Origin of the sequence: Methylocystis sp. SC2, from assembly GCF_000304315.1 — a bacterium.
Taxonomy (GTDB): domain Bacteria; phylum Pseudomonadota; class Alphaproteobacteria; order Rhizobiales; family Beijerinckiaceae; genus Methylocystis.
This window is the reverse complement of the sequence record NC_018485.1, coordinates 3277837-3291123: the sequence shown is the minus strand read 5'-3', so window position 1 is coordinate 3291123 and position 13287 is coordinate 3277837. Positions and strand designations below refer to the sequence as shown.

The window sequence follows — 13287 nt, the reverse complement described above, 5'->3', positions numbered from 1 at the left end:
GACTACTCGTGCCGCAGCGCTTCGATCGGATCGAGCGATGCGGCTTTCCAGGCTGGATAGATCGAGGCGAGAACGGCGAGCGTGAGCGTCAGCGCCACAATCGCCGTCACCTCGCGCGGGTCGACGATCGCCGGCAGCCGCGAGAGAAAATAGAACTCCGCGGGGAAGAGATTGGCGTCGAACAGCTTATTGACCCCGACGCGGATCGTGTCGAGATTTTTCGCCAGCGCCAGACCTAGCGCAAATCCGGCCAGCGTGCCGACGACGCCGATCGAAGCCCCGATGATCAGGAACACGCGCAGGACCGCGCCCCGCGTCGCGCCCATCGTGCGCAATATGGCGATGTCCTGAGTCTTGTCCTTCACGAGCATCGTCAACCCGGAGATGATGTTGAAGGCCGCGACCACGACGATCAAAGCGAGAATGATGAAAAGAATGTTCTTTTCGACCTGCAGCGTGTCGAAGAACGTCTTGTTGCGCTGGCGCCAGTCGGTGACGATCAGCGGCCGGTCGATGGATTTTTCGACGCTGATGCGAAAATCGTCCATCTTCTCGGGATCAGCGACGAAAGCTTCGACGACCGTCGCCTCATTCTCCCTGTTGAAGAAGAGCTGCGCCTCTGTGAGCGGCATATAGACGAAGACGCTATCGAATTCGGACATGCCGATCGAGAAGATCGCAACGACTTTGTAGGCTTTGATGCGCGGGGCGACCCCGAAAGGCGTCTGCACCCCCTTGGCGATGAGCAGGCTGACCGGATCGCCGACGCCGACGCCGAGCGTCTCCGCCAACCGCTGGCCGATGGCGACGCCGCCGGCCTTGTCGAATCCCGCGAGCGCGCCGCTCTTGACGTTGCCCGCGACGCCGGGGAGCCGCGTCAGGTCCTTCTCGCGCACGCCGCGCACAAGCACGCCCGATTGGCCGAACTGCGTCGATATGCCGGCCGCGCCCTCGACCATGGGAATGGCGAGCTGGACGCCGGGCAGCTTCGCCGTCTTCGCGGACACCCGGTCCCAATCCGTGAACGGAGTCTCCACCGCCTGCAAGAATGCGTGGCCGTTGATGCCGATGATCTTGTCCATCAGCTCGCGATGGAATCCGTTCATCACCGACGTGACGACGATGAGGGTCGCGACGCCCAGCATGATGCCGAGGAACGAAAAGCCGGCGATGACCGAGACGAAGCCGTCGGCGCGACGGGCGCGCAGATAGCGCAGCGCCACCATCCGCTCAAAGGCCGAAAAGGCCCCGGCGCCTCTTGCCGGTTGTGCCGCGCCGGCGCTTTTTGCCGGTTGCGCCGCTTCGGTCATGCCTGAGCCTGTCGCATTGCGGCGACGATGCGGGTGACGGCGTCCTGCGGCGTGAGAAGCTCCCGCTCTCCGGTGCGGCGCTGCTTCACCTCCACCCTGCCCTCGGCCAGGCCCTTGGGTCCGACCAGAACCTGCCAGGGCAGACCGATGAGATCGAGCGTGGCGAATTTCGCGCCGGGGCGTTCGTCGCGGTCGTCATGCAGCACGTCCAGTCCAGCGTTCTCGAGCTGCGCCACGAGATCGGCGCAGACCTTGCCCGTCGCCGGGTCTCCGACCTTCAGATCGGCGACCCCGACATGGAACGGCGCGACGGATTCCGGCCAGATCACGCCGTTGTCGTCATGGCCCGCCTCGATAATGGCGGCGGCGAGGCGCGACGGCCCGATGCCGTAGGAACCCATTTGCACGACGACCTCCTTGCCGTCCGGTCCGTTGACGACGGCCTTCATCGGCTCGGAATATTTGGTTCCGAAGTAGAAAATATGGCCGACCTCGATGCCGCGCGCCGCGACCCGGGCGTCCTCGGCAACGGCGGCGAAGGCGGCCTCATCGTGCATCTCGCTCGTCGCCGCATAGCGGCTGGTCCATTTGTCGACGATTCCCTGCAGACCCGCCGCATCGTCGAAATCGACCGAGACGGGCGGCGGCGCGAAGGACAGAAAATCCTTGTGGCAAAAGACTTCGCTTTCGCCGGTCGACGCGAGGATGATGAACTCATGGCTGTTGCCGCCGATCGGGCCCGACTCCGCCGCCATTGGAATGGCGGTCAGGCCCAGGCGCGCGAAGGTGCGCAGATAGGCGACGAACATCTTGTTGTAGGAATGCTGGCCGGCCTCGGCTGTGAGATCGAAGGAATAGGCGTCCTTCATCAAGAATTCGCGCGAGCGCATCACGCCGAAACGCGGCCGCACCTCGTCGCGAAACTTCCACTGAATATGAAAGAGATTGAGCGGCAAATCCTTATAGGAGCGCACATAGGCGCGAAAGATTTCCGTGATCATCTCTTCATTGGTGGGGCCGTAGAGCATCTCGCGGTCGTGGCGGTCGGCGATGCGCAGCATTTCCTTGCCATAGGCGTCATAGCGCCCCGACTCGCGCCACAGATCGGCGGGCTGGATGGTCGGCATCAGACATTCGATGGCGCCGGCGCGGGTCTGCTCCTCGCGGATGATGGCGTTGATCTTGTTGAGCACGCGCAATCCGAGCGGCAGCCAGGCGTAAATGCCGGCCGATTCCTGTCGGATCATGCCCGCCCGCAGCATCAGCCGGTGCGAGACGATCTCGGCCTCTTTCGGGGTCTCGCGCAAAATGGGCAGGAAATAGCGGGACAGGCGCATGTGGAATCCGGTTGGGCGAATCGGGGCGCGGCGAGCATAGCCTGTCCGCCGCCCGAGCCAACGGCGCGGGCGAGGCTGTTGAACCCCGGCGCGGCCGAAAACGCAAGCGGCAGGCGCCCTTCCTTTTTGGCCGCGCGCGCCCATTTCGGAGCATGAACGCTTGAGAAGGCCGGCATGGGCAAGGCTGTGGGCAAGGCTGTGGGCAGGGCTATTGGGCAAGGCTGTGGGCGAGGCGATGGGCAAGGCTAAAGGAGCGCCGGCGGCCAGACAGAACTGGGGAAGCGTCCGCGACAATCCCGAGTTCAGCCGCTTCGAACTCGACATCGATGGCGAGACGGCGCTCGCCTATTACCGCATCGACAATGACGTGATGGTCTTCACCTCGACGCAGACGCCGCCGGCGCTACAGGGCCAGGGCGTCGCGTCGGAGCTGATCCGCAACGCGCTGGAATTTGCGCGGGCGCGCGGGTTGAAGGTTCGGGGCGACTGCTCTTTTGTGGCGGACTATCTGCGCCGCCATCCCGAAGGCGCAGATTGACGTTGTGATTTCGCGCCCTCCCGCTTTCGGGAGAGTGCGGCCCGGAGAAATCGAGACATACAGCAGCGCATCATGCTTTCTCTGTGCGACGCTTCCGTGCGCCGATTCGCCACGCTCAATAATACCGAAGAGTTGCACCACCGACGAAAATCGTTTCGAACGCTCGGCTTGTCGCAACGACTTGCAACTCAGACGCCAATTCAGGGCGACAATTCTTAAACTATTTCAACAGGTAATTTTGCTGAGCGTCTTGAAAAGAGTAAGGCAATAGAAGAGTAAGGCAATAGAGAGTAAGACATTCGAAATGCCAACTCAATATCTAACGATTATTGATTGCCATCTACAATTTTAGTAAACGTTATGTTGCCATGCATAACTACAAATTCAACCGATTTACCGTCGGCGGCCGGATATATTTGATCGTCAGCACCCGTCATTTTTGGTGGAGAAGATCCTTGAGTGTATACAACGTTACAGTATCCGTATACATCGTCGATCCCATCAATTCTGTATTTAAATAATATTCGCCAAACTGGCCCGTCACGTCTAATGCTAACCGTTTCTGACCTCCATTCGCGCGGTTTCCGATTCGATCCACGGTCTCCATCGCGACGAGTTTGGGCAAGTGTTCCATGAATATAGATATTATCGCCCGACTGTTCCATAAAAGCTACGCCGAGATGCTCTTCTTTATCGAATATAGCAGAATATCTCCACGCGCCAGTCAAGCCTGAAGCCGCGGGCAGAACCACATCGCGCACCGTGTTTTTAACCCCGTCCAAAAAAATGTTCTGAAAATGTGGTATTTCAATAATAAATCCTACAAATATAGCAACGACAATTGCCTCTGCAATTGGAGCAAACCTAGATGTCCACCCACTTGCGTTGTGCAAATCAGCGCTTAAGACGGCTAATATACATGCTAGAATTAATAATGATATTGGATTCTCTATAAAAGATGCCAGCAAATTATTGCTATAATAGGTAGATGCAATATTATGCCAATTTAGCGATATTAATATCGCAATGATACCCAATACCATAAGGACAGATATTGAGGTAGTTATTTGATTTGATGGATTTTCATTTGGCGGGCTTGCCATGATTTTGTGCTCCAAATATTTACATTCATAGAACAATTGTTGGAAGTGCTATTGTATGGCAAAGGCTAACTGATAGAGAAATCGAACAAAAATTTCGCCCATTTTTTGTCATTTGACAAGCCCAAGGATGAATATCCACGCATTTCTTCGCAAAATTGTGACAATTGACCAAGTTGAAAATCGCTTGAGCCAGTTCTGGCGGTTCAGCCCTTGCGCCCGCCCACTCCCGGACGAAAGGCAGCGGAATTCAGCGATGCGATGCATGGAAGCGGCTACGCTTCCGCCTCCGCGGCAAGCTCCAGCCACTGCTCTTTCGCGGCGGCGGGCGGTTAGGTTAGCGCGCGACGGCGACGCCATTGCCGGTCGCCACGCCGACATGGAGGGCGCCGTTCCGCGTCCAATGTCGCGCGTTTGCGCGCATGGCGCAGGAGCGCGACTCGAAAGGCGCCTGTGACGCGCTTGCGTTGAGAACGTAGCAATTCGCCCTCAGATAGTGCTATATAATTCAAATGGCTAGGAAAGCGCCGGACGATCCTGTTCTTAAAGGCTTTCGCGCCGCCGTGGCTGAAATCTACGGCGACCGGCTTGAGCGCGTCGTGCTTTTCGGTTCACGCGCACGCGGCGACGCCCAGCCGGATTCCGATTATGACGTCGCGGTGTTCTTGCACGAGATGCCCGACCGGCTTGCGGAAATGAACCGGCTCGCCGATGTCGCGACGGACATTCTTTACAGCGAAGGCGGGTTCATTCATGCCATGCCTTACCGTGCCGGTTCCTATGACGAGCGAACGCCTTTGATGCACGAAATCCGCGCCGATGGCGTCGACCTTTGACGCCGGAAGCCGCCCCCTTCCTTAAAAAAATCGCGGGAGCTTCTCGAGCGCGCCGACGCCACGCTGCGTGTCGACTTGAATGAGGACGCCGGACGCACGGCTTACCTGGCTGGGTTTCATGCCGCGCAAGCCCTTATCTTCGAGACCACGGGACGCGCGTTCAAGAAGCACTCGACGGTGCAAGGCGAGTTTGGGCGGCTCGTGAAAGATGATCCACGCTTCGACATTGCGTTACGATCGTTCCTTCCCCGCGCCTACGACTTGAAGACGATTGCCGATTACGAAACCGGCCCGGGTTCGCATGTGTCTGCCGAAAGCGCCAGAGACGCAATCCAAACTGCGCGTCGCTTCGTAGACAACGTTGCCGGTCTGCTTCCAACGAGCGGGACGGCCGCGCCCTGACCGCGCGCAAGAATTCTGGCCGCGACGCGCAAAGCCCCTACGCTTCCGCCTCCGCCGCCAGCTCCAGCCATTGCTCCTCGGCGGCGGCGAGCGCTTGCGCCAGCTCCTCACGCTGCGACGCGAGGCGCGCTGCTTCCTGCGGATTGCGCGCGAAGGCGTCGGGCGCCGCGAGCGCCTCGTCGACGCGGGCGAGAAGCTGCGTGAATTTCTCGACGCGCTCTTCGGCGGCGGCGAGTTTGCGCCGCGCCTGCCCGGCGTCGCGGCGCCTTGGCGCCTGCTGCTTTGCCGCCCCCTGCTCTGCCGCCGCCTCCTGCGCCGGCGTCGCCGGCGCGCGCCTTGGCTCATCGCCACGCGATTTCGAGAGCACCAGCCGCGCATAATCGTCCATGTCGCCGTCAAAGGCGCGCACGGTTCCGTCGTCGACGAGCCACAGGCGATCGGCGCAGGCCTCGAGCAGATAGCGGTCATGCGAGACCAGCATGACGGCGCCCTCGTAGTCGTTGATCGCCTCGATCAGCGCGGCGCGGCTGTCGATGTCGAGATGGTTCGTCGGCTCGTCGAGGATCAAGAGATGCGGCGCGTTGAAGGTGGCGACGCCGAGCAGCAGCCGCGCCTTCTCGCCGCCCGACAGCTTGGCGATGAGCGTGTCGGCGCGCGCGCCGGAAAATCCGGTCTGCGCCGCGCGGGCGCGAATGCGCGCCTCGGGGACGCCCGGCATCAGCCGCGCGAAGATTGCGTAAGGCGTCTCGCCCTCATTCAGATCATCGACCTGATGCTGCGCGAAAAATCCCGCCTCCAGCTTCGGCGCGCGCACCATCTCGCCACTGCAGGCCGCCAGCCGGCCGCCGAGCAATTTGGCGAAGGTCGACTTGCCATTGCCATTGGCGCCGAGCAGGCCGATGCGATCGTCGTTGGAGATCGACAGCGTGAGCCGCGACAGCACGATCCGATCGCCATAGCCGACCGCCGCTTTCTCCAGCGCGATGATCGGCGGCGACAGCGGCTTTTCGGGCGAAGGCAGATGAATCGGCAGGACCGAATCGTCGACGATCGCCGCGATAGGCTCCATTTTGGCGAGGAGCTTCAGGCGCGACTGCGCCTGGCGCGCCTTCGTCGCCTTGGAGCGGAAGCGGTCGACGAAGGCCTGCAGATGCTTGCGCTGCTCTTCCTGCTTCTTGGCGCCCTTGGCGGCGAGGAGCTGCGCCTCGCGCCGCTGTTTTTCGAAGGAGGAGTAGTCGCCCTTATAGAGCGTCAGCTTCCCGCGCTCGAGATGCAGAATATGCGTGGCGACGTCGTCGAGCAGATCGCGGTCATGGCTGATGACGATCACGCTCGCCGGATAGCGCGACAGATAATCGACCAGCCACAGCGTGCCTTCGAGATCGAGATAATTGGTCGGCTCGTCGAGGAGCAGCAGGTCGGGCTGGGCGAACAGCACCGCCGCCAAAGCGACGCGCATGCGCCAGCCGCCGGAGAATTCCGACAGCGGCCGGCGCTGCGCCGCGGCGTCGAAGCCCAGCCCGTGCAGGATGGCGGCGGCGCGGGCGGGCGCCGAATGGGCGTCGATGTCGGCGAGCCGCGTCTGAATCTCGGCGATGTCGTGCGGATCATGCGCGGCCTCGGCCCGCGCCAGGAGGTCGGCGCGCTCGAGGTCGGCGGCCAGCACGAAGTCGATGAGCGCGGTCGGGCCGCCCGGAGCCTCCTGCTCGACGCGGCCGAGCCTGGTGCGAGCGGGAATCGAGATCGCGCCGCTTTCCGGGGCGATTTCGCCGCTGATCAGCCGGAACAGCGTGGTCTTGCCGGCGCCGTTGCGGCCCACGAAGCCCGCGCGGGAGCGTCCGGGGAGGAACACCCCGGCGTGGTCGAACAGCAGCCGGCCGCCGAGCCGGTAGACGAGATCGTTGATCGTGAGCATTGCTGCGATGCTTTAGGGCCTCGCCCGAAGGCGCGCAAACGCGACGCCAGGCGCGGCGATCTGGCGCCGCCGGTCGGCCTTGTCTTGCGCCGCCCGCGCCTCTATACACGCCCTCGCGCCGCCGCAATGCGGCCGCGCAGCCGCGCCCATCGTCTAGAGGCCTAGGACGTCGCCCTTTCACGGCGAAAACAGGGGTTCGAATCCCCTTGGGCGCGCCACTTCGGAACAAAACTGGGAACGCCAATTCCCGCCGTTTTCCCGCCTGATGCGGTGACAAGCGTGCGCAGGAGCGCCAAGTGGATCCGATCGTCATCGTCAACGACCTGAATAAGAAATACCCCAGCGGTTTACAGGCGTTGAAATCCATTGACCTTGATATTATGCGTGGCGAAATCTTTGCGCTGCTGGGACCGAACGGCGCCGGGAAAACCACCTTGATTGGGGTCATCTGCGGGCTCGTGCGACCGACGAGGGGCTCGGTGACCGTCGATGGCCACGACATTCTCCGCGACTACCGCGCCGCGCGCTCGAAGATTGGGCTTGTTCCTCAGGAACTGGCGACTGAGATGTTCGAGCGGGTCTGGGACACAGTAAGCTTCAGCCGCGGATTATTCGGCAAGCCGCCAAACGCTGCTTACGTGGAACGCGTACTCCGCGCGCTTTCGCTTTGGGACAAGAAGGATGCGCAAATCGTTGCGCTGTCAGGAGGCATGAAGCGGCGTGTGTTGATCGCCAAGGCGCTCGCGCACGAGCCTCAGATATTGTTTCTGGACGAGCCCACCGCAGGCGTGGACGTCGAACTCAGGCATGATATGTGGGCCTTGATGCGCCAACTGCGTGAAGACGGCGTCACGATCATACTCACCACGCATTATATCGACGAAGCCGAGGAAATGGCCGACCGCGTTGGGGTCATTGATAAAGGCGAGTTGGCGTTGGTCGAGGAGAAGCATGCGCTTATTCGCAATCTCGGCCGAATGCGCGTTCTAATTGGGCTCAAGCGGCCTCTTTCGGCGCCGCCGCATGATCTTGCGGCGTGGCCGGCGACGCTGTCAGAAGACGGACTGACGCTCACCTATACAATCCCAGGGGGCAGCGAGGCGGCCGACGTCGGCGTTTCCAACTTGATAAGGCGACTGGTCGAAAGAAACATTGATTTCGTGTCGTTCAACATGACCCGTTCATCGCTCGAGGAGATATTTGTCGACCTCGTAGGCAAACGCGCATGAACATATACGCGGTCCGCGCAATTTATTTCTTTGAGCTGAAGCGCACGTGGCGGACAATCATTCAGAGCGTCGCGACTCCAGTCATTTCGACATCTTTGTATTTCATCGTTTTTGGTTCGGCCATTGGAAGTCACATGTCGGCAATCGACGGCGTCGCCTATGGCGCCTTCATCGTGCCCGGCCTGGTGATGCTGACGCTCCTCACCGAAAGTATCGCGAATGCTTCGATAGGGATCTATCTGCCGCGCTTTACAGGCGCGATATATGAATTGCTCTCTGCTCCCGTCTCTGTGTTCGAAGTTTTGCTTGGCTACGTCGGCGCCGCAGCGACCAAATCGATATTTCTGGGACTGACGATTCTGGCGACGGCCAATTTGTTCGTGACTTTTGAAATCCGTCACCCAATTTGGATGATCGCGCTGTTGGCGCTGGTGTCCGTCAGTTTCAGTCTTTTCGGTTTCATTCTCGGCGTCTGGGCGGACAATTTCGAAAAATTGCAAATCGTGCCGCTCATGATCATTTCGCCGCTGACTTTCCTGGGCGGCGCGTTCTATTCGATCGACATGTTGCCGCATGGCTGGCGAACCGTCGCTCGATTCAACCCAATCGTTTATCTTGTGAATGGCTTTCGCTGGACCTTTTACGGCGCGGCCGATTTTTCGATTTTGACGAGTCTTGCCGTGATGGCTGGATTCTTTCTCGGGTGCATAGCTGTGATCGTATGGATTTTCGAAACAGGCTATCGTCTGCGCAGCTAGAGCAGGTTCCGAAAAAGTTGACAGACTTTTTCGATGAGAACCTGATCCACCATTTTGATTTCGAGCGGTTCCTTATCGATCACATGATTCCATGTGATCGGGAAGCGCTCTAGGCGCGCCTGACGCGCGCGGCAGGGCCTTTCTCCTCGCATGAAAAATCGCTCACGTCGTATATCGCGCCCCACCGATGTTCGAAAACGCTTTGGGGCTATTCCCAGATCAGCACATTGGGCAGATTTTCCGCAATCTGCCGCAGGCATGTGTATCCGACTCCGGAAAGTCCGCGGAATAGTCCCAAATTGAACGGCCTTTCCCCATGGCTCCAGCGATAGTCGCCGACGGATGCGGCGTTCGCAAGAACAGCCGAGAGTCGATCCGAGGCGAGGGTGGAAAGATCCTGACGGCCGAGCGCCGCGCCCGCCTCCCGTAGGAATTCGACATTGCCCATCGCGCCACAGCAGAGCGTGTCCACTTCACTTGGCCAACCTCGCTCAGCGCCGGCTACCGCGCCGCTAACGTCAACCGCGCGCCGCTCCAAAACCGGCGACGCCGTACGCGTCATGGCGATGCGTGCAAGCCCAATGCCCACAGCGCCATGGCACCATTGGCTGCGCCATTGTGGGGAAGCATAACGGAAGTCCGGCCAATTGGCGCGCTCGGGGTCATACTTGGAGTCTTCGTAGGCTATGCACTCCATCGCGGCGGTCGCAAACTCTCCGCAACCTGTCGCTGCGGATAGAGAAGCCAGCGCGTAGGCAAAGCCGGCGGCGCCATGCGACATTCCGGTAAGCGCCTCCAGTCCCGCGCCAAGGACGGCCCAGCTCCTGCGCCCTTCAACGCCGATGCGCGGTTGCGCGAGCAAGTGCTCGCCGCACTTGACCGCTCGTTTCAGCGCGTCGGCGGAATCTGCGTCGCGATATAGCCGGAGAAGACCGAGAATCGCGCCAGAAGAGCCGTTGATGACGTCGAGTTGCCTGTCGGCCTCGATCAGGTCATCGCTGAGCAACGCCGCGGCGCGGTGCGCGTCGTCAAGCAAGTCGTCGCGGCCGAGGAGTTTCGAAATGACGCTAAGCGCATAAATGATGGAGCCGAGACCAGTGGCCCCGCCGAGGCCAAGCGATCGCGCCAGCCGCGCCGCGTTGCGGTTACGCAAGTCGCTCCGCAGCCGCGAGATCCCGGCGAGCGCGAGATCTGCGGAAGCCTGACATTCCCCAACCACCGCGTGCGCGGCCAAAAAGAGCGCAATGCCACACGCGCCGTTATAGAGGTCTGGTCCGAGGACGACTAGCTGCGAAACCTCCGAGTTCGCGAGCCAGCTGAGGCCGATCCAGGCGGCGTCGCGCTCACGGCGAATTGCATGATCGGAGAGCTCTGCGGCGATCGCATCCGCTTCCTCAAGGAACGCATGTGGACTCAGCTTAGTGGACGTCTTATCGTTCGGGGGAGGCTCACCAGGCGAATCTTTCAAGGCCGCTTTCACGGGTTCCGAAAGCATGCTCAAACTCTGCCGGATGACCTGAACTTGCCACGCGATATCCTGCTCGCTCAGACGACCGATACGATCGCGGGCGCGCGCGAGCCCGCAATCCGTATCGATGCGAATTGCGACGCCTGCGCCGTCGCTTATTTCGCTGGCGTCGCTACGCATGACGAAGTGCGGCACGTTTAACTCGAGGAGCGCGGCTCGTTCGGTTCGCTGTAATGGCCAACGCTGATCTTCATCGCTCTCCCAGTCCGCGAACCTCGCAAGAAAATCCGCCTCCGCCGACCACAGAATTCCGTCGTTCATAACCTGATGGTTCCTCAGGCGATAAAGGAGCATCGTATAAAATTGCGTAGGACGAAGAACCTTGCGCGTCTGCAGACCGGCGAATGCGTCGCACAGGACTTCCGCGCCGTACTCGCGGCTTTGCGACAGAATGAAGTTCGCATATGCTTCGAAGCCGGCGATAAAATCATCAACATGATCGCTGAGCTTCGCGTAACAGCCGTCGACATGCGGTAGATTGGGGGTAGAGGACCCCGTCTCCTTCATCATTTTAGGACGCATTGCGTCCGTGTTGATGTCGATCCACACACGCTTCGTTCCAGAAGTCCATTCAGCGGCCATGCCGCCCACGACGAAAACGTCATTATCTGCGGACTTCCCGTAGGCAGGAAGCAAACCGACGGAGATTACGGAGTTCGCTATGATTGTCTTGGCGGCTTCGAACGCGCTGGCGTCGATCCGTCGGCGAGACTGACCTTCGTCAGCGGCTTGTATGATTGTTTCGAGATCGATCGGCACAGGGTGTTCGCCGGCTGCGATGATGTTCTCCTGATGCATGTCGGCTCCGACGAAGCTGTAAAACAGCGCGAGCCAGGCGCCCGCCCGCCGGTAAAATCTTCTGCAACCCTCTGAATCGGCGCAGCCGACGTGGCGGATATGCGCAGTCCAGCCATAACCCTCTCGCGAAATCGCGATTGGAGTTCTAAGCTCGATTGGCGCGCCAGCATTATTCAGTCGCTCTACGAGCGCGCGCCAGCGAACATCTAGACGCAAGTCCTTGGGCTTGTATACAACCCGCGAGCCGTCCTCGAACTCAACGATGAGCACCGAACGACCCCCGTGGTGCCGATCCGAAAGTCCCGCATCGATCTTCTTGACCACTCGCTCAGGCCGCGCGTGAAGAATTTCTCGATGGATAGCCGACAGATCGGCGTTAAGGCGGAGAACGAATTCCCGCGACGACTCGAGCCACTGGCGCGTGACGACGGCGATTAACCGCAGGAGCACCGGCTTTTCATCAAACAGACGCCGGAGCCCGCCAGACCGCATCTCACAGATAAAATGATGATAACACGATGTCTCGTCGGACGGTTGCGCCGCGGACTTGTCTTTTGACGACGACTGGCTTTGACGGACCTTCACGAAGAGTTCGTACAAAACTGGCGCGCAAAGATCGCAGAGCTCCTTCAGCAGCTGACGTTGCAGACAGGCTGACGCGGAGGCCGCGAAATTCGCGCGGCTTGTAGGCTCAAGGGAACCCCACAGCCTGGCGGCGGCCGCGGTGGCCAGTGGTAAGAACAGGTGTTCGAAGGGAGCGGCTTCAGACGTGGAAAATGAAAGAGAAACCGTGCTCGCGCCTTGAAGCGCCGTTGCGATCCAAGCGGCGTCTTTGAGCCATGCTGGAGGAGGCGCGGATTCGACTCGGCGGACAGTTGCAAATCGCCCGAGCGCCTTCGCCATTGGTATCTTGTCACGCTCCAGCCGCTGATTGAACAGCGACCAGTCGCCGCTCGCACAGGAGCGGCACCAAGCCGCGAGACGCTTCGCCGCAAATTCAGCGTCACCCTTTTGGCCGGGCAGCGTCTCGAAATCGTCAGAGAGGAGTTCCTCGATGGTCGAGGCGCGAACGATCAAGCGCTCGTAAAACGAATCCATGCGATTACCCGGACGAAATTGCACGCTGCCCCGCCTTCGGGAGACAATATGGTCACGCGATTGGACAGAGCGCGGCTGCTCTGCGACGAATATGCGAATCCAGATAGGAGCGCGCCGTCGTTTGAGGCCGTCTTAGATGGTTCTGCATAGAAGATAGAAGAAGCCGCCCAAAATTTGGGCGGCTACAAGTCGCGATGCTTAATATATGCCGGAGTTCAGCGGCAACATCTATTGTAGGCCGAGGTTTGATGTGTATACGACATTGCGCTCACGTCAGCTGCCGCTTCGAGCGCCTCATCTGACACGATGTAGCTGAGAGCTTCTTGTTCAATTGGGTTGAGTTGGACGGCATCATTCATGACTGCACCATGCGTTGGAAATGTACGAAGGGTAAACGCCAAGTTCGCGATTTGGTTCCTCATACAAAATGCATTCAGG

Annotated in this window: 9 protein-coding genes, 1 tRNA gene and 1 pseudogene; 6 read left to right on the top strand and 5 right to left on the bottom strand. The window is 60.1% G+C overall.

The annotated features are described in order from the left end of the window. Positions 1-2 precede the first annotated feature (2 nt). A complete protein-coding gene (locus tag BN69_RS15885; RefSeq protein ID WP_014892665.1) occupies positions 3-1310 on the bottom strand; it encodes a lipoprotein-releasing ABC transporter permease subunit in 1308 nt (435 codons plus the stop codon). Beyond that, positions 1307-2647 carry a proline--tRNA ligase gene (proS, locus tag BN69_RS15880; RefSeq protein WP_014892664.1) on the bottom strand — a complete coding sequence of 447 codons (1341 nt, stop codon included), beginning with the start codon at positions 2645-2647 and terminating at the stop codon, positions 1307-1309. Before proS ends, BN69_RS15885 begins: the two co-directional genes overlap by 4 nt. Before the next feature lie 235 nt (positions 2648-2882). Here proS and BN69_RS15875 point away from each other — a divergent pair, with 235 nt between their 5' ends. Next, on the top strand, positions 2883-3185 hold the full coding sequence (locus BN69_RS15875; RefSeq protein ID WP_014892663.1) for a GNAT family N-acetyltransferase: 303 nt from the start codon (positions 2883-2885) through the stop codon (positions 3183-3185). A 326-nt stretch (positions 3186-3511) separates the two neighbouring features. On the opposite strand, the gene BN69_RS19335 is transcribed toward BN69_RS15875, so the two are convergent. Further along, positions 3512-4288 (bottom strand): hypothetical protein, encoded by a 777-nt coding sequence (locus tag BN69_RS19335; protein ID WP_148277149.1) that lies wholly within the window; start codon positions 4286-4288, stop codon positions 3512-3514. A gap of 509 nt (positions 4289-4797) precedes the next feature. Between BN69_RS19335 and BN69_RS15865 the strand changes: the two genes are divergently transcribed. Continuing rightward, positions 4798-5121: a nucleotidyltransferase domain-containing protein gene (locus tag BN69_RS15865; protein ID WP_014892661.1), complete on the top strand. Its 324-nt coding sequence runs from the start codon at positions 4798-4800 to the stop codon at positions 5119-5121. Positions 5122-5154: 33 nt separating this feature from the next. Beyond that, a pseudogene (locus BN69_RS15860) lies at positions 5155-5523 on the top strand (HEPN domain-containing protein); the annotation flags it as partial. Positions 5524-5560: 37 nt separating this feature from the next. Here BN69_RS15860 and BN69_RS15855 read toward each other — a convergent pair. Further along, entirely contained in the window at positions 5561-7438 is a 1878-nt protein-coding gene (locus BN69_RS15855; protein WP_014892659.1) for an ABC-F family ATP-binding cassette domain-containing protein, read from the bottom strand. 142 nt (positions 7439-7580) lie between these two features. Here BN69_RS15855 and BN69_RS15850 point away from each other — a divergent pair. The 3 genes from BN69_RS15850 (at position 7581) to BN69_RS15840 (ending at position 9425) form a co-directional block, all read left to right on the top strand. Then, a tRNA-Glu gene (locus BN69_RS15850) sits at positions 7581-7656 on the top strand. A gap of 78 nt (positions 7657-7734) precedes the next feature. Further along, positions 7735-8667, top strand: a complete 933-nt coding sequence (locus BN69_RS15845; protein ID WP_014892658.1) for an ABC transporter ATP-binding protein — start codon at positions 7735-7737, stop codon at positions 8665-8667. Further along, entirely contained in the window at positions 8664-9425 is a 762-nt protein-coding gene (locus BN69_RS15840) for an ABC transporter permease (protein WP_014892657.1), read from the top strand. The genes BN69_RS15845 and BN69_RS15840 overlap by 4 nt, the downstream gene beginning before the upstream one ends. 208 nt (positions 9426-9633) lie before the next feature. On the opposite strand, the gene BN69_RS15835 is transcribed toward BN69_RS15840, so the two are convergent. Next, positions 9634-12849 (bottom strand): type 2 lanthipeptide synthetase LanM family protein, encoded by a 3216-nt coding sequence (locus tag BN69_RS15835; protein ID WP_083858786.1) that lies wholly within the window; start codon positions 12847-12849, stop codon positions 9634-9636. Positions 12850-13287 lie beyond the last annotated feature (438 nt).